The 19250-nt window shown below is 38.1% G+C and carries 12 protein-coding genes; all 12 read left to right on the top strand.

Annotated features, from left to right (window positions below; genetic code table 11):
- Positions 1-96 precede the first annotated feature (96 nt).
- The 12 genes from LD028_RS16800 to uxaC all read left to right on the top strand — a co-directional run bounded on the left by LD028_RS16800 (position 97) and on the right by uxaC (position 19243).
- On the top strand, positions 97-1647 hold the full coding sequence (locus tag LD028_RS16800) for a response regulator transcription factor (protein WP_237812445.1): 1551 nt from the start codon (positions 97-99) through the stop codon (positions 1645-1647).
- Positions 1565-3367 carry a sensor histidine kinase gene (locus LD028_RS16795; RefSeq protein ID WP_237812444.1) on the top strand — a complete coding sequence of 601 codons (1803 nt, stop codon included), beginning with the start codon at positions 1565-1567 and terminating at the stop codon, positions 3365-3367. Before LD028_RS16800 ends, LD028_RS16795 begins: the two co-directional genes overlap by 83 nt.
- Positions 3368-3632: 265 nt before the next feature.
- Positions 3633-5309: an ABC transporter substrate-binding protein gene (locus LD028_RS16790; RefSeq protein WP_370642795.1), complete on the top strand. Its 1677-nt coding sequence runs from the start codon at positions 3633-3635 to the stop codon at positions 5307-5309.
- Between the two features lie 140 nt (positions 5310-5449).
- The gene (locus LD028_RS16785) at positions 5450-6385 is read left to right on the top strand and encodes an ABC transporter permease (RefSeq protein ID WP_042534847.1); all 936 of its coding nucleotides are present in this window, start codon (positions 5450-5452) and stop codon (positions 6383-6385) included.
- A gap of 17 nt (positions 6386-6402) precedes the next feature.
- Positions 6403-7338 carry a carbohydrate ABC transporter permease gene (locus LD028_RS16780; protein ID WP_042534849.1) on the top strand — a complete coding sequence of 312 codons (936 nt, stop codon included), beginning with the start codon at positions 6403-6405 and terminating at the stop codon, positions 7336-7338.
- A gap of 27 nt (positions 7339-7365) precedes the next feature.
- Entirely contained in the window at positions 7366-8355 is a 990-nt protein-coding gene (locus LD028_RS16775; protein ID WP_237812442.1) for an endo-1,4-beta-xylanase, read from the top strand.
- 38 nt (positions 8356-8393) lie between these two features.
- Entirely contained in the window at positions 8394-12464 is a 4071-nt protein-coding gene (locus LD028_RS16770) for an endo-1,4-beta-xylanase (RefSeq protein WP_237812441.1), read from the top strand.
- Positions 12465-12614: 150 nt separating this feature from the next.
- A complete protein-coding gene (locus LD028_RS16765) occupies positions 12615-14657 on the top strand; it encodes an alpha-glucuronidase family glycosyl hydrolase (protein ID WP_237812580.1) in 2043 nt (680 codons plus the stop codon).
- An 11-nt stretch (positions 14658-14668) separates the two neighbouring features.
- Positions 14669-16177 carry a GH39 family glycosyl hydrolase gene (locus tag LD028_RS16760; protein ID WP_237812440.1) on the top strand — a complete coding sequence of 503 codons (1509 nt, stop codon included), beginning with the start codon at positions 14669-14671 and terminating at the stop codon, positions 16175-16177.
- A 30-nt stretch (positions 16178-16207) separates the two neighbouring features.
- Positions 16208-17161: a sugar kinase gene (locus tag LD028_RS16755; RefSeq protein WP_237812439.1), complete on the top strand. Its 954-nt coding sequence runs from the start codon at positions 16208-16210 to the stop codon at positions 17159-17161.
- 15 nt (positions 17162-17176) lie between these two features.
- Positions 17177-17815, top strand: a complete 639-nt coding sequence (locus LD028_RS16750; protein WP_237812438.1) for a bifunctional 4-hydroxy-2-oxoglutarate aldolase/2-dehydro-3-deoxy-phosphogluconate aldolase — start codon at positions 17177-17179, stop codon at positions 17813-17815.
- A 33-nt stretch (positions 17816-17848) separates the two neighbouring features.
- Positions 17849-19243 carry a glucuronate isomerase gene (gene uxaC / locus LD028_RS16745; RefSeq protein WP_237812437.1) on the top strand — a complete coding sequence of 465 codons (1395 nt, stop codon included), beginning with the start codon at positions 17849-17851 and terminating at the stop codon, positions 19241-19243.
- The last annotated feature ends 7 nt before the right edge of the window (positions 19244-19250 follow it).

Below are 19250 nucleotides of genomic sequence, written 5' to 3'. Positions count from 1 at the left end.
AGAGTTTCTCATCCCGTAATAGTTTATACATTGTATCAAGTTGTAAGGAGATCAGCTGTTTTCAAGGAATGTTCAAAGTGAAGTGGGGGAGAAGCGATGTACAGAGTAGTGCTTGTAGATGATGAGGTATTTATTAGAGAAGGACTGAAGGTGTTGATCGATTGGGAAGGCTGTGGATATGAGATTTGTGGTGAGGCTAGTGACGGGGAGGATGCGTTGAAGATAATTGAAAAGGAACAGCCGGATGTGGTCATTACAGATATTCGCATGCCTGGGATGGATGGATTAGAGCTTATTCGGTGCGTAACTTCAAATCAATTTATTAGTCCTAAGTTTATTGTTATTAGCGGACATAGTGAATTCAGCTACGCCCAACAAGCCATTAAGTATGGGGTTTGCGACTTCATTCTTAAACCGATTTCTAAGAAGGAGTTTGAACGTGCGTTGGAAAGAATTTTTCGTTTATTAGATGCACAAAAGGAACAAGCGAAAGTGATGGAAGAGCAACTTTCAAAAATATTGTTTCACAAGTTAATTAAGGGAGAGAATGACTGTGGGACCGTGTATGAGCAAGTTCAACGCTTTGGTGTTCCTGCCTCATCCTTATTCTGTTACGTTATGGTAGAAGTTAACCGTGATAATGATGTGGAATGTTTGGACAATATTTACACAAGGCATAAAATTGAGGATCTTTTCAAAAAGAAAATTAAACAACCTCTCCACTTTCCTATTTATGAACATGAGTTAGATCGATACGGATTGTTATTAATGACCGGACAGGAAACAGAAATGTTTGAGAACATAAGCATATTATATGAGCAGTTGAAGCAATTAGGTTTGAGCACGACTGTGTACGCTAGCGACTTCATTTTAGGTTTTAATCAATTACGGAAGGCTGTTGAACAAGTATACTATATGATGAGTTACAAATATGTGATCGATGAAGGGCCGATCTTGTACGAACGAATTGAAGGGATAGACATTTATTATGGTGATATTGACGGGAAACTTTGTGAAAAATTGATTGAATATATAGAAGAATCGCGAATATCAGACGTTTTATGTGTTGTAAATCATATTTTTGATGAATTTCGAATGAAGCTTTTTGCTGTTGAGGCTGTGAAATCTTCGATCACTTATTTAGTGAGAGAAGTAGCTAATATTGTAAAACAGTTCGGAGGGGATGCAGAACAGTTAAAAACATTTTCAAATGTAATGAAATGTAGAAATTATAATGTTAGTTTGAATGAGTTAGAACAGCGATTTAGTCATTTTGTTGTTGAATGCGCGAATTTAGTTTCCCAGTTAAGAGAACAAATGATTACGTGTGAAATTCACAAAGTAAAAAAATATATTGAAGAAAACTACCATAAAAATATTAGTTTAAAACATATCGCTCAGCGGTTTTATATGAATCCAGTTTATTTGGGACAGCTTTTTAGAAAAACATATGGTGTTTATTTTAAAAAATTTTTACTACAGTTGCGCATTCAGCAAGCGAAAAAGCTTCTTCGGACAACGGATTTAAGGATTTATGAAATTGCTGAACAAGTAGGGTTTGGGAGTGTTGATTATTTTGTCACGCAATTCGAAAAAATGGAAGGGTTTACACCTACTGAGTATCGTAAGCAAACAATTCGCACGTAATTTTTTTAGAAGACGCATGGAGTTTTTTCACAATATAAAGTTAAAAGATAAGCTGACGCTACTTTATATTTTTGCAGTATTTATCCCTGTCGTTGTAACGAATTGGCTTTTTTACTACGTTACCACACAAAATTTGAAGCAACAAAGGATACACGATGCATCATTAGTCATCGAGCAAATAAAAAATGATTGGAAGCAACATGTCGAGCAAGCTATGGGCATTTCAACATTGTTGTACATGGATAATCAAATTAATGAAATGTTGGATCGGCAGTATCAGTCAGAAGCAGAATACGTACAATCTTACAATGAAATTCTACCTCAGTTTAATAAGTACCGTTATATGTATCCGTTTATTCGCTCTATCACCTTTTTCACTAGTAATCCTACTGTTATGTTTTCGGCTCAAGTTCAGCCACTCACAGTGAATATACAACAAACGGAATGGTATCGACAGATGAGTTCGTTACCGAACCTTATTCATGTGAATGGCGAGTTTTTTATTGTGAGAAAATTGGATTATTTTACGGTTTATAATGAAACATTAAAATTCGTCAAAATAGATTTAGATAGAAATGTAATAAACTATTTATTTCAAAATAAAACATTTCCAGGAAGTGTTTATTTGGTTAATTCTAAAGGAAAAATCGAATATGCAACAAACTTACCTACTTCTAGTGACATCCAAGATACCGTTGCTCATTTTCAAGTTGGGAACGAAAAAATAATTGTAGAACATAAGTACGGGGAAGGAGAGTACTTTAAGGGTTGGAAAGTAATAGGATTAATTGATTCTGAGAAAATATATAAGGAGATCCATTATTCGGGGGCATTTGTCTTTTATTTAACGATTTTAAACTTGCTTATTCCTTCTTTAATTATTTTTTCTATTTCCCGATCATTGAATGCTCGTATTAAGAGATTGTTTAAATATATAAAAAAAATGGAAAATGAGCAGTTTGAAACCATTCGAACGGACATCTATCGTGATGAAATAGGTCAGCTCACTCAAGCATTCAATCATATGTCATATAAAATTAAAAGACTAATTAAAGATGTGTATGTAGTTGGTATCCAAAAAAAGGAATTGGAATTAAAAAAGAAACAAGCCCAACTTGAAGCATTACGAAATCAAATTAATCCGCACTTTCTTTTTAACGTTCTAGAAACTATTCGCATGAGAAGTGTAGTTAAAAAAGAATACGAAACGGCTGAAATGATTGAAAATATGGCTAATATTTTAAGAAAATCAATTAGTTGGGGAAGAGATTGGGTAACGGTGCGTGAGGAGATTCGCATAGTGATGTCTTTTCTTAATTTACAGAAATACAGATTTGGTGATAAGATTTCCTACGATATCCAAGTAGATAAGGAGTTATATGAGAAAACAATTCCGAATATGATCATCCTCACTTTTGTTGAAAATGCATTTAAACATGGAATGGAGACTAAAAGAGAAAATGGAAAAGTGAATGTCCAAATAATAAAAGAAGAGGAGTGGATGAAAATATGCATTCGTGACAATGGTCCGGGAATTGAAGAACAGACTCTTATGAAGCTTTTTGAATCATTGAATAAGGAGGAGGAATGGGGAAATATAGGGATTAAAAACGTGTATTATCGTTTGAAAATGTTGTATGGAAATCGGTTCATTTTTCAAATTTTCAATGATGACGGAACAGTTGTGAAAATTTTTCTGCCGCTGGAACTGGAGGAATAGAGACTATATGTTGAGGAGATTATCCGCATACTAACACATTGTATGTAACATAAAACATGGCAGCCTTCCGAAAAAGGTGGGGAATCCCACATTTTGGAGGCTTTTTTATTTATATACTTATCGCGGTGAACTTAACTTTTTTAAGTACAATCTTAACTTTATATGGTTAATCGAGCGTTTGTGTAGACGTTATAATGAAAGCACTTACAAGAAAGGGGGAGAGAAGATGAGTGAAAGAGCAATTACACGAAAAAGGGGGAGAAGAATGAGAAGGAATGTACTTGTTTCTTTACTGTTAAGTTTGTTGCTTCTTTTAGTAACCGCTTGTAACGAAAAAGCGAACGTCGGTAGCGATAAGGGTGAGTCATCTTCAACAAACAACGATGAGAAAGCACCTTTTACTTTTACTTATTTTAACGGAGGGACTGCGAAGAAAAATATTGAAGCAAATCAAACGAGAATAGGAAAAATTTTCGAAGAGCAAACTGGTGTTAACGTGAAAATGGAATATTTAGTAGGTGATCTTAATACGAAAATTGGTACGATGATTGCCAGTGGACAGTATCCTGATACGTTAGTACCTGATGCTGCTATTGATAAATTGATTGATGCCAAAGCGTTTATTCCGTTAAACGATCTTATTGAAAAACATGCTCCAAATTTAAAAAAATTATATGAACCATATTTGGAACAAATGAAGGCGGAGGATGGAAATATTTATTTCTTACCTTTTGGCGTCAACCACGGTTACGTTCCGAATCCTGATATTGACCAAGGGGCGTTTTGGATTCAAAGACGCGTATTAAAAGAGTTTGGATATCCAAAAATTAAAACGTTGGATGAGTATTTCGACTTGATTGAGAAATATAAAGAAAAGTATCCGCAAACAGATGGAAAGCCTACGATTGGCTTTACTGCACTCACTTATGACTGGAGATTTTTCGTTATTTCCAACCCGCCAGCGCATTTAGCTGGTTACCCGAACGACGGGGAAGTTATTGTTGATATGCAAACGCACGAGGCTAAAGTGTATGGAAATGGGGAGTATACGAAACGTTGGTTGAAAAAATTAAATGAGATTAATGCAAAAGGTTTATTTGATAAAGAATCATTCGTTTCTAACTATGACGAATATTTAGCAAAAATTGCTTCTGGAAGGGTGCTAGGCTTTTTCGATTACGGTTGGCAAGTAAATCAGGCACTAAATTCCCTTAGGCAATCAGGAAATGATGATCTACGCTATATGCCGCTTCCAATTGTGTTCGACAAGAACATCAAAGACCAGTATGTAGATCCACCGGCTTTTGCGTCCAATCGAGGGATTGGTATTACAGTTAGTGCAAAAGATCCGATTCGTATCATCAAATATTTCGATAATATGGCTAAAGAGGAAAATCAAAAATTAATGACGTGGGGAATTAAAGGGGAAACGTATGAAGTTGATGAAAATGGTCGTTACTATCGAACAGAGGAGCAAATCCAAAAAACGTCGGATGAACAATTTCGCGAACAATTTGGATTTGCATACTTTGAATGGTATTGGCCACGTGGAAACGGTATGTTTTCTGACGGAAATGCATGGGAGCCGCGCAGGCAACCTGAAGTCGCTCAAGCAAGCTATACCGAAGGAGATAAAAAGATTTTAGAGGCTTACGGTGCGAAAGTATTCTCAGACTTATTTGCAAAGCCTGATGAACGTCCTTGGTATCCGGCATGGAGTGCACCTATTAAACAAGGATCACCAGCGCAAATTTATCAACAAAAGAAACAAGATTTACAAAGAAAATATTTCCCGAAATTAGTTTTAGACCCACCTAGTAAATTCGAAGATAATTGGAAAGATTATGTGACAGAATACAACAAATTGGATATAAAGGCGTTTGAAGAGGAGATTACGAAATATGTAAAAATGAAGGTGGAACAGAGTAAGGGGAAAAAATAAAAAAAGTTCAAGATAAAGATGGACCGGTCTACTATTTATAGTTTGACTAGGTCCTTCTTTTCCAAATGTAAATAACATAGTAAAAGAGGTGCTAAAAATTGGAGCTAGAAAAGAACGTTCGAAAAGAGACTTCCCCTCCTATGTTACCGAAGAAAGTGAAAAAGAAGAGGAAGTTTTGGAAAACAGTTATTCAGCAAAGAGCTTTAATTTTGATGAGTTTCCCGTTTCTCATTTGGTTATTTGTTTTTAAATATGTTCCGTTGTGGGGCTGGACAATGGCTTTCCAAGATTATCGTCCTGGACTTCCATTTAGTGAGCAAGAGTGGGTTGGATTGAAACACTTTAAGTTTCTCTTTCAAGATGAAGCATTTTTAAGAGTGTTGCGCAACACATTGGCAATGAGTGTCATTAATCTCGTCCTCGGTTTTGTTACTGCAATTACTTTAGCCATTTTGTTTAATGAGCTGCATAATGGGAAGTTTAAACGAATTGTACAAACGATTAGCTATATGCCTCACTTTCTTTCTTGGGTAGTAGCAGCAGGGATCATTTCATATGCTTTATCGCTGGAGAACGGTATTGTCAATATTGTACTACAGAAATTGGGGATCATTGATGAACCTATTCTTTGGTTAGGGATCGGTGAATACTTCTGGGGCATTATCGGGGTCTCCGAAGTGTGGAAAAATGTAGGTTGGAATACAATTATTTATTTGGCTGCTATCGCAATGATTGATCCTGAGCAATATGAGGCAGCAGAAATTGATGGGGCATCGAGATTACAACGCATTTTCTATATTACCCTCCCTTCTTTAAAACCGACCATTGTTATTTTGCTCATTTTAAATTTAGGGAATATTTTAGAAACAGGATTTGAACCGCAGTACTTATTAGGAAATCCGATGAACTTAGATTATTCTGAGAATCTCGATATTTTTGTTCTTAAGTATGGTATTTCCATGGGGAATTTTTCACTTGCTACAGCAGCAGGAATTTTTAAAACAGTCGTAAGCTTCATTTTATTGTTTAGTGCTAACCATATTGCTAAACGTCTCGGACAGGCAAGATTATTTTGAGATTGGAGTAGATGGACATGCAAAAAATCAATGTAGCGTTTAGGAGTAAGGTTCGTTACATGTCTAGGGGAGACATATTATTTAACATATTTAACTACAGTTTTATGATCATGTTGTGCATTGTAATGCTTTATCCGATGTTAAATACATTGGCCATCTCCCTTAACGATGCAAATGACACGATAAAAGGTGGAATATATCTTTGGCCACGAGAGTTTACATTATATAACTATCAATATGTGTTGAAGGAAAATACATTATTAAACGCGTTATTTATTTCTGTGTTGAGAACCGTTCTGGGCACGGCCATTTCAGTATTTTGTACAGCTATGGTAGCGTATGTTATTAGTCGGAAAGAATTTATATTTCGAAAATTTGTGACCATCGCTTTCGTTTTAACAATGTATTTTAATGGTGGGTTAATTCCAACGTATTTATTAATGAGAGACCTTGGTTTGATTGGGACGTTTTGGGTCTATATCATTCCTGGCATCATCGGTGTATTCAACTTGATCGTTATTCGTTCATTTATTGAAGGTCTTCCTAATAGTTTAGTTGAATCGGCTCGTATTGATGGTGCTGGGGAATTTACTATATTTTTTAAAATTATACTTCCTCTTTCCTTGCCGGTTCTAGCTACGGTGTCTCTTTTTGTTGCTGTGTATCAATGGAATTCGTGGTTTGATGTGTTTCTCTATAATTCATCTAATCCCAATTTAAGTACTTTACAGTATGAATTAATGAAAATCTTACAAAATACGAATGCCACAATGTCAGGGAAAACGGCAGCGGACGCATTTGCAAATGCGAGTGGACAATCGAACGCAGTGACCCCTGCATCGATTCGAGCCACAATGACAATTATTGCTAGTTTGCCTATTATCTTAGTTTATCCGTTTTTACAAAAGTATTTTATTAAAGGATTAACTTTAGGAGGAGTAAAAGGGGAGTAAAAATATACAGTTTGGAGGGAAATAAGTATGATTCCGTCGTTACGTGAAGTGTACAAAGAGCATTTTCGCATTGGTGCCGCTGTTAGCCCTATTACAATTAAAACGCAAAAAGATCTATTAGTAAGCCATGTGAATAGCATTACTGCCGAAAATCATATGAAATTTGAACATCTCCAACCGAAAGAAGGGGAATTTACGTTTGAACAGGCTGATGAAATTGTTCATTTTGCCTTATCTAACAACATGGTAGTACGCGGCCATACCCTCGTATGGCATAACCAAACTCCGCCTTGGATGTTTTATGATGGAGAAGGAAAGGTAGTCGGAAAAGAATTGTTATTTGAACGGTTGAAAGCACATATTTCAACTGTTATACAGCGATATAAGGGAAAAGTGTACTGTTGGGATGTCGTTAATGAGGCCGTTGCGGATGAAGGTAACGATTTGTTGCGTATTTCTAGATGGAGTGAAATAGCCGGTATGGAATTCATCGAGAAGGCATTTCTCTACGCACGGGAAGCTGATCCAAATGCCCTTTTATTTTACAACGATTATAATGAGTCATTTCCTGAAAAAAGGGAGAAAATTTACAAGTTAGTGAAGTCACTACTTGAAAAACACATACCAGTTGATGGTATAGGGTTGCAAGCACATTGGAGTTTGACTCGTCCAACATTAGAAGAGATTCGTTTAGCTATTGAACGATACGCCTCCCTTGGTGTCCAACTACATATTACAGAGTTGGACATATCCATGTTCGAGTTTGATGATCATCGAAATGATTTAATAAAGCCGACGGATCAAATGGTTGATAAGCAAGCGGAGCGATATGACCAAATTTTTTCTTTATTTAAGGAGTACAGCGATGTCATTCGAAATGTAACATTTTGGGGCATTGCAGATGATTATACATGGCTTGATAATTTTCCAGTCAAGCAAAGAAAAAATTGGCCGTTTTTGTTTGATGAAAATCATCAGCCGAAGCCAGCTTTTTGGAAAGTTTGTACATGTTTATAATTTTTATAAAAAATTATACTTATTAGGAGGAGGATAAAATGTATAAGCGTCGCGTCAAGAAAGTCTTCCTTGTATTACTTACATTTTTGCTTATCGTTCCGACGTTTCCTATCTCATATGCACAAATGAATTCTAACCTTGTTTATGAGGAAACATTTAGTGAACAAAGAAACTATGTTCAATCTGGTGGTGCAACCCTCACTCTAGTAAAAAATAAACTGTTTACAGGGAATGAAGATGGAACTGCATTATATATTAGTAATCGATCGAATAACTGGGACGGAGTAGATTTCTATTTCTCAGAGCTTGGATTACAAGATGGAAAAACATATACGATCAACATTACAGGATATGTCGATGAAAGTGAAGTTGTTCCTTCAGGAGCTCAAGTGTATTTGCAAACTGTAGATAAAACATATGGATGGTTAGCAAGTGCCGACTTAAAGAACGGGGAATCGTTCACTATAAATACAACGTTTACTCTTGACATGAGTAAAGGAGATACTCGTCTTCGTATACAATCCAACGATAATGGTAAAACAGTTTCATTTTATGTCGGGTATTTTTCAATTTCAACTAGTGATGTAGGAGGAGAAGATGGTGAGACTCCTATTTTAAGACCATCGGCTTTACCTTTTGAAATGATTGATTTTGAAGATCAAAGTTTAGGTGGATTTGAGGGGCGTGCAGGAACAGAGAAATTAACTGTAACCAACGAGGATAACAAAACCCAAGGGGGAACGTACGCATTAAAGGTAGAAAATAGAGCGCAAAACTGGCATGGTCCTTCTTTACGCATCGAGAAATATATTGATCTAGGATATGAATATACGATTTCCTTGTGGGTTAAACTCATTTCACCTGAAAATGCACAAATTCAATTATCTACTCAAGTTGGAAGTGGAAGTGGTGCGAGTTACAACAATATTTTAAGTAAGGTAATTAGCGCTGATGATGGATGGGTACTGTTTGAAGGAAAGTATCGCTACAATAGTTCGGGAGGCGAATATTTAACGATTTACGTGGAAAGCCCAAACAGTAGTACTGCATCTTTTTATATTGATGATGTTCGTTTAGTAAAGAGTGGAAACCCTATCTCTGTACAAAAGGATCTTCTTCCTATCAAGAACGTTTATGAAAGTGACTTTTTAATTGGTAGTGCCGTATCAGCTGCTGATTTGGATGGAGAGAGACTCGAACTTCTCAAGTTGCATTACAACAGCATAACAGCAGAAAACGCTATGAAACCTAGCTATTTACAACCCACTAAAGGGAACTTTACCTTCGAAGCAGCAGATAGTATTGTAAATAAAGCTATAGAAGAAGGGATGAAAGTACATGGACATGTTCTCGTATGGCATCAGCAGACACCCGAATGGATGACCACTAGAGAAGATGGAAGCCTTCTCAGTAGGAAGGAGGCGTTAGAAAACTTAAAAAACCACATCGAAACCGTCATTAAACATTTTGGTAATAGAGTTATTTCATGGGATGTTGTCAATGAAGCGATCATTGATAATCCACCTAATCCAAATAATTGGGAGGAGTCATTAAGGAAGTCACCATGGTACTATTCAATCGGTTCCGATTATGTTGAGCAAGCTTTCCGAATCGCACGACAAGTTGTAGACGAAAATGGTTGGGATATTAAGCTATATTACAATGATTACAATGAAGATAATCAAAGGAAAGCACAAGCCATTTATCATATGGTAAAAGAGCTTAATGAAAAATTTGAACAAGAGCATCCTGGCAAAAAATTAATTGATGGAATTGGAATGCAAGGGCATTACAACACAAGAACAAATCCAGATAATGTAAAAATGTCGTTGGAAAGATTTATTTCTCTTGGTGTGGAGATTAGTATCACTGAACTCGATATTCAAGCTGGAACGGATAATCATCTGACGGAGGAACAGTCCAAAGCACAAGCCTATTTATACGCTAAATTATTCAAAATATTCAAAGAAAAAGCGCCATATATCTCCCGAGTTACGCTATGGGGATTAAACGATGCGGCAAGTTGGCGTGCATCAACAAGCCCATTGTTATTTGATCGAAATTTACAGGCCAAGCCGAGTTACTATGCTGTAATTGATCCCGATACATTTATACAAGAAAATCCTATTGTGACGGAAGAGGCACGGAAAGCAGTTGCTTTGTATGGTACACCTGTAATTGATGGTGATGGAGTCGTCGATTCCATTTGGAACGGTGTGCCTTCTATCTCTATTGACCGTTATCAAATGGCATGGCAAGGTGCAAGCGGAACTGCTAAAGTTCTTTGGGATGAAGGGCATCTGTATGTGCTAGTACAAGTTAACGACGACCAGCTAGATAAGGCAAGTACAAATCCTTGGGAGCAGGATTCGGTAGAGGTGTTTGTGGACGAAAATAATGCAAAAACATCGTTTTATCAAGAGGATGACGGACAATATAGAGTAAATTTTGCCAACGAAACATCGTTCAATCCACCAAGCATTGAAAATGGATTTATGTCCAAAACTAATGTATTTGGGACTAATTATACGGTGGAGATGAAAATCCCTTTGAGAAGTATACAACCAAAAGATGGTTACGAAATAGGGTTTGATGTTCAAATTAACGATGGGAAAAATGGTGTGCGTCAGAGTGTGGCAACCTGGAATGATACAACTGGAACTGCGTATATGGATACATCTGTATTCGGGACACTTGTTCTTTTAACTACTTTAGATAATGAAGATAAACCAGACAGCGGCACAGCACCAGACAGCGGCACAGCACCAGACAGCGGCACAGCACCAGACAGCGGCACAGCACCGGGCAGCGGCACAACACCAGACAGCGGCACAACACCAGACAGCGGCACAACACCGGGCAGCGGTACAACACCAGAAAGTGGCACAACGCCAGAAAAAGGTGCAGTTGTTGTTGAGCCGAAAGTGGAAGTGAAAGAAAGAGATGGAAAAGTTGTTGAAAAAGTTGCTACCGTTTCGTCGAACGATATCGCAACGATTGTCAACGAACTTTCAAATGAAAAGAAACAAGTCGTCATTTCCACAGGTTCGCTCGTTAAAGATGTGGCAACAAAAGTGGACGTACCTGCGGCGTTGTTTGTTCAAGCAGCTAATAAACAATCCGATGCGACGATTGTTAGTGCGAGTGAACAAGCGGTGTATAAATTGCCGGCAAAAGAAGTGAAGCAAGCAGTAGATCAAGTGGCTAAACAGCTCGGAACGACGGTAGATCAAGTAAGCATTTCCATCGAGATGAAAGTAAAAGATGCGCCACAATTACGGGTTAAAACGTTGTCTGATGCGGTACAGTTCCACGTTGTCGCAAAAGCAAATGGAAAGGAACAAGCCATTGATCGCTTTACTCAATATGTCGAGCGAGAGATTGCGCTCAAACAACCTGTTCAGCCAAATCGCGCGGTAGTTGTGCGCGTAAACGATGATGGGTCATTGACTCCAGTACCGACAACGTTCGTCGATCAAAAAGCGGTAGCGAAGTCGTTAACGAACTCGACGTATGTTGTTGTCGAAGGAACAACGACGTTTGCGGATGTCGGTCAACATTGGGCGAAGCCGTATATTGATTCGTTGGCAGCAAAACAGCTCGTTCGCGGGGTAACAGAGACGGCGTACCGACCAAATGAACCGATGACGCGTGCACAATTTGCCGTATTGCTTGTGCGTGCCCTCGCGTTGCCTAGTGAAACATATGATGGACGATTTGCCGATGTGAAAGGAACAGAATGGTTTAACCAACATGGTGAACTTGCTGCGGCGGTGAAGTATGGCATAATTCAAGGAAAGACGCCAAGCACGTTTGCACCAAATGAGCCGATTACACGCACCGAAGCAGCTGTCATGATCGAGCGTGCTCTTAACCTTTCGTTCGTCAACTTTGACAAGGCGGAAAAAGATGAAACGAAGAAACTAGCGGATTTCCGTGATGCGAGTCAATTGCCAGCATGGTCAAGACAATCTATTGAAGCAATATATCAAGCAGGGATCGTACAAGGTCGCCCAGACGGTACATTTGATCCAGCAGGTCGAATGACACGTGCGGAAATGGCAAAGGTGTTGTTAAAAACTTTGCAATTAGTCAACTTGTATAACTAAATTGATGAAAGGGGCTAGTTTAAGTAATTATCTAGTCCCTTCTTGATAGTAAAATATAGGATTACGTTCCAACGTAGGTGAAAATATTTATTCTTTGGAGTGTTCTTTTTTTGATGGACATAGTAGAAAAAGAGGGAAGTGAATTGGGTGATGGGATATGAATCATGTTGGCTAAGGTATGAGAAAAATGACCGTTATAAAGAGGCATGTTTTGAAACAATAGTTGTGAAAGAATTGGATCCTATCTTATATGCCGCATTAGAAGAATTGAAATTTGGCATCACATCAATGTTTGGTGTCGAACCAGATGTTGTATCGCGACCTGTTACAAAAAGTTTTATTTGGATTGGGACGATTGATGATGAGGAGTTAATGAAAACACTGTTATGTGATAACGAATTATTACGTATTCGTTCTGATGTGTATATCATCCGATCGTTTATTGATAAAGGGATGTTACGTATATATATTGCTGGAAAAAATAGCGCAAATACATTGTATGGTGTATTTCATTTTTTACGACTGTTGCAAATGAAAGAAGATATACATCATCTATCAATTGTTGAACATTCGAACAATTCCCTGCGTATGATTAACCATTGGGATAATATGGATGGTAGCGTTGAACGTGGATATGCTGGTAGATCTATTTTCTTTCATAATGGTCGTTTTTTAAACAATAGTAATCGAGTGAAAGATTATGCAAGATTACTTTCATCAGTAGGAATTAATGCAATTTCAATTAATAATGTAAATGTTCATCAGACGGAAACAAAATTAATTACCGATGAATTTTTACCAGAGTTATCGGAAGTAGCTAGTATTTTTAGGACATATGGGGTTAAAACATTTTTGAGTATCAACTATGCTAGTCCAATTGAAATTGGAGGGCTTCCAACGGCAGACCCTCTTGATTCTAAAGTTAAACAATGGTGGAGTAATATTACTCATCGTATTTATCAATTCATTCCGGACTTTGGTGGTTTTATCGTTAAAGCTGACTCTGAATTTCGACCTGGTCCGTTCACGTATGGACGTAGTCATGCTGATGGGGCAAACATGTTGGCTGAAGCGTTGGAACCGTTCGGAGGTATTGTTATTTGGAGGTGTTTTGTATATAACTGTCAGCAAGATTGGAGAGATCGAAAGACAGATCGTGCAAAAGCAGCGTATGACCACTTTAAACCATTAGATGGACAGTTTCACGATAATGTCATCTTGCAAATTAAAAACGGCCCAATGGACTTTCAAGTTAGAGAGCCTGTTTCTCCGTTGTTTGGTGCAATGCCGAGAACGAACCAAATGATGGAGGTTCAAATTACACAAGAATATACGGGACAGCAGAAGCATTTATGTTATCTCGTTCCTCAATGGAAAGAGGTATTGGAATTTGATACGTTTGCAAAAGGGAAGGGATCAGAGGTTAAAAAAGTAATCAATGGTTCTTTATTCAACTATCGTTATAGCGGTATGGCAGGAGTATCTAATATTGGTGATGAGCCGAATTGGACCGGTCATACGTTAGCGCAGGCGAACTTATACGGTTTCGGCCGGCTTGCTTGGAATCCTAGTTTATCAGCTGATGAAATTACGAAGGAATGGATTATACAAACATTTGGAGATGATCCACAAGTCATCCAACTGATTAGCGATATGCTTCTATCTTCCTGGAGGATTTATGAAAATTACACTTCTCCTCTTGGAATAGGATGGATGGTAAATCCGGGACATCATTATGGACCAAACGTGGATGGGTATGAATATTCACATTGGGGAACGTATCATTACGCAGATCGATATGGGATTGGTGTTGATCGGACAACATTGAGTGGGACAGGATATGCATCGCAATACTTTCCGGAAAACGCCACAATATACGAATCATTAGAGGACTGTCCTGATGAATTATTGCTGTTTTTTCACCATGTACCGTATTCACACCGACTGAAATCAGGAAAGACTGTCATTCAACATATTTATGACACTCATTTTGAAGGGGTGGAACAAGCCAAGCAGTTGAAAAAAAAGTGGGAGCAGCTAGAGGGGAGAATTGATAAAAAACGTTATAAAGACGTATTAGAACGATTAACAATTCAAATTGAACATGCTAAAGAGTGGCGTGATGTTATTAATACTTATTTTTATCGTAAATCTGGCATTAAAGATCAATACGGACGAAAAATTTATCAATGAGGAGGAAGTTTATGAAGGTTGTGAAAATACCGAGACATGGGTATGAAAAGTTTCAAGATAAGTGGAGATTTTGTGTTGGAACAGGGAGATTAGGACTCGCTTTGCAAAAGGAATATATCGATCATTTAAAATTCGTTCAACAAAAAATATCGTTCCAGCACATTAGGGGACACGGCTTACTTTCGGATGATGTTGGAATTTATCGAGAGGTCGAAGTTGCAGGAGAAATGAGACCGTTTTATAACTTCACATACATTGATCGCATCATTGATTCGTATTTATCACTAAACATACGTCCGTTTATTGAATTGGGATTCATGCCGAGTGCCCTTGCTTCAGGAGACCAGACCGTTTTTTATTGGAAGGGTAACGTAACTCCACCAAAGGACTACAACAAGTGGAGAGATTTAATCGTTGCAGTCATTTCTCATTTCATACAGAGATACGGAATAGAGGAAGTAAGAAAATGGCCTTTTGAAGTATGGAATGAGCCGAACTTAGAAGTTTTTTGGAAGGGAGCAGACAAACAAGAATATTTTAAGTTGTATGAGGTGACAGCACGTGCTGTAAAGAGTGTTGATTCTCATTTGAAAGTTGGGGGACCAGCAATTTGTGGGGGAAGTGATGAATGGATTGTAGATTTTCTTAACTTTTGTGGGGAGCGGGACGTACCAGTTGACTTTGTTAGTCGACATGCCTATACATCCAAGGCGCCACACAAAGTAACGTTTGAACATTACTATCAAGAACTTCATCCTCCTGAAGAAATGATTGAGCAATTTCGATCTGTTCGCAACTTGATTCGTCAGTCCCCATTTCCACACTTACCTTTGCATATTACAGAGTATAACACATCGTATAGTCCCATTAATCCGATTCACGATACCCCGCTCAATGCGGCATATATTGCTCGCGTTTTGAGCGAGGGTGGAGACTATGTAGACTCATTTTCTTATTGGACATTTAGCGATGTGTTTGAAGAAATGGACGTTCCAAAATCATTATTTCATGGTGGATTTGGGCTAGTTGCATTTCATTTAATTCCGAAACCAACATTTCATGCTTTTACATTTTTTCGGGCGTTAGGAGAGGAATTGCTTTATCGGGATTCAGAAATGATTATTACAAAAAGAAAAGACGGAGCGATTGTTGCGATACTATGGAATTTAGTAATGGGCAAAGAGGAATGTGAGAGAACGATACAGCTCGATATTCCTGTTCCTTTTTCAAATATTTTTATTAAGCGTCAAATAGTTAATGAACAACATGGGAATGTGTGGAGAGTGTGGAGGCAGATGGGGAGACCTCGTTTTCCAAGTCAAAAGCAGATTGAAACGTTAAAGCAGATAGCACATCCATATATCTTGACAGAATGTAAAAAAGGGTTGAATGGCATCGTTCAGTTGCCGGTTGTTCTAACGAAAAATGAAGTGACGCTCATTGAAATTGAATGCATGAGCGATGAGACAGAAAGTTATGTCGATTTAGATGATAGTGAGATAGCTTCGTATCCTTTGTAAATGTAAAGAAAATGTCGTTGGAGGAATAAGATGGATGTAATCACAATTGGGGAGTCAATGGTTGTATTTACACCAACGAGTGATGGACTAATTAGACAAGCGAGTACGTTCACAAAGAGAATTGGAGGAGCAGAGTCCAATGTTGCCGTTGGTCTAGCGCGGCTAGGTCATCGTGTTGGATGGATTAGCAAAGTAGGAGATGATGAATTTGGAAGAGCAATCTTATCCTTTTTAAAAGGGGAAGGAATAGATGTTAGCCAAACAAAGGTAATTCATCAAGCACAGACGGGCATTTATTTCAAAGAAAAGAGAAGACACAATGACATCCGTGTATACTATTATCGCCATGGTTCGGCAGCAAGTCAGTTAACCCCTGAAGATTTAGATGAGGAATACATTTCTAAGGCAAAGTATTTGCATATTACTGGAATTACTCCTGCATTAAGCGGAAGCTGCCAAGAAACTATTTTTGCTGCAATTGCGATAGCACGATATTACAAAGTGAAAGTTGTTTTTGACCCAAACCTTCGGATGAAATTATGGCCTGATTTAGATGTGGCGAAAGAGGTGATGTCTCGTCTCATTGATCAGGCAGATATTATTCTTCCTGGAATTGAAGAGGCCTCATTTTTGTTAGGGGAAGGGACAATTGAAGAGTGGGGAAGAAAGCTTATTGAAAGCGGTGCTTCACTCGTGGCTATCAAACTAGGAGCCAAAGGGGCACATTATTTTACAGAAACGGGCAATGGATACGTTCCGAGTTTTCCAGTCAGTCATGTTGTTGACCCTGTAGGGGCTGGCGATGGCTTTGCTGCCGGGCTGTTATCTGGATTAATTGAAGGTTTACCAGTAATCGAAGCTGTGCGACGAGCGAATGCGGTTGGGGCACTCGTGACGATGGTGGAAGGAGACGTAGAAGGAATGCCAGAGCGCGTAGACGTAGAACGATTAGTCAATCAATCAGGAGAAGATATAACGAGATGAGGAAGAGGGGATTCCATGGATTTGTTTGAATTCATTAGGAGTATTACAATTGTCCCAGTTATACGAGGAGCAACAGTGGATAATATTATTCCAATAGGGTTGGCTTTGCAGCAAGGTGGAATTCCAATTATGGAGATCACGATGGAAACGAGAGGAGCATTATATGCACTTGAAAAAGCAGTGCTAGAGTTAGAAGGAATGGTTGTTGGTGCGGGAACGGTAATTGATTCCGAAACAGCGCAACGAGTCATCGAAGCCGGAGCTCAATTCATCGTTTCCCCGACCTTCTCTGTTGATGTCATCCAAATAGCGAAAAAGCGGAAGATTTTTAGCGTTGCCGGGGGATTGACTCCTACGGAAATTGTCGCTGCTTTTCAGTGCGGAGCGGATATGATAAAGGTATTTCCTGCATCTACTTTTGGACCAAAGTATATTCAACAAATAAAAGAACCCCTTCCACACATTCCTTTGATGGTAACGGGAGGAATAAATGAGGAAACTATTTGTAAATATATCAAAGCAGGGGTAGATGCGGTCGGTATAGGCAACTCCCTAGTCAACACGAGGCGATTATTGAACGATAGAGAATTACAAGAAATTACACGAAGGGCGCTTACACTTACAACCATTACACGAAAGGGGTACACTTTATGAAGTTGGGGGATTGTGAAAAGGAGAAGGGTAAATATGTTTATTCATGATGATTTTTTATTACAAAACAAACACGCTCAAGAGTTGTATCATGGTTATGCTAAGATGTTACCAATTATAGACTATCATTGTCATTTGAAAGCAAAAGAAATCGCTGAAGATCGCCGATTTCACAACATGACAGAGCTATGGTTAGAAGGTGATCATTACAAATGGCGGGCAATGAGAGCGTTGGGGATAGAGGAAAAATATATTACTGGGGATGCGACAGATATTGAAAAGTTTCGGGAATGGGCAAAAGTGGTTCCACACTGTATAGGCAATCCGCTATATCATTGGACACATTTAGAATTAAAAAGGTATTTTGGTGTTGACGATCTTTTAAATGAGAAAACATGGAAATTTGTGTGGGATCATTGTAATAAACAGCTTCTGGAAGAAGAATTTTCTGCTCGAGCTCTCATTCTTAAGTCGAATGTAGAATGGATTGGAACTACGGATGATCCGCTCGATAATTTAGTGCACCATAAAAAGATTAATGAAGATCCGTCATTTTCGGTAAAGGTAATTCCGTCCTTTCGTCCGGATGCTGTTATAGAAATTAATGACGGATATTTTCTAGAGTATGTGCACAAATTAGGGGAGGTTACGGGCATACCGATTGAGAATTATAAACAACTGCTGGAAGCTATTGAGAGTCGAGTGCATGATTTTCATGAAATTGGTTGTCAAGCGGCTGATCACGGTCTTGAATCAATGACTTATGTAGAGAGTGATTTTTATGAGGTTAGTACGTTATTTCAAAAGAGGAGAGACGGGTTTATTTTGAGTCATGAAGAGGAGCAAAAATATAAGACATTTACTCTTCATTTTCTAGGGTGTTTATATCACTCGCTTGGGTGGATTATGCAATTGCACATTGGATCCGTTCGGAATGCTAATAAGAAGATGTTTCGGAAGATTGGTTCGAATACAGGTTATGATTCGATTAACGACTTTTTTATGGCTAAGCCATTGAACGATTTTTTAAATGCTTTGGATGAGGTGGATCAGCTCCCTAAAACAATCATATATACACTAAATCCGTCCTATAACTATATCGTGGCGTCAGCAATTGGTAATTTCCAATCAGAAGGGATACAAGGAAAAATCCAATTCGGGGCTGCTTGGTGGTTTAACGATCATCAAGATGGAATTGTAAGACATTTAAAAGATCTTTCTAATGTCGGAATATTAAGTACATTTATTGGTATGGTAACTGATTCTAGAAGTTTTTTATCTTACGTACGTCACGAGTATTTTCGTAGAATCTTATGTAATTTATTCGGCTCTTGGATTGAGGAGGGAATAGCTCCTAAAGACTATGATTTTTTAGGGGAGATTGTACAAAATGTATGTTATTTCAATGCTAAAAAGTACTTCGATCATTGAAGGGGTA

The organism is Anoxybacillus sp. LAT27 (genome assembly GCF_022030075.1).
Lineage (GTDB): Bacteria > Bacillota > Bacilli > Bacillales > Anoxybacillaceae > Anoxybacillus > Anoxybacillus kestanbolensis.
The sequence above is the reverse complement of the archived record's forward strand: the minus strand, read 5'-3'. Positions and strand labels throughout refer to the sequence as shown.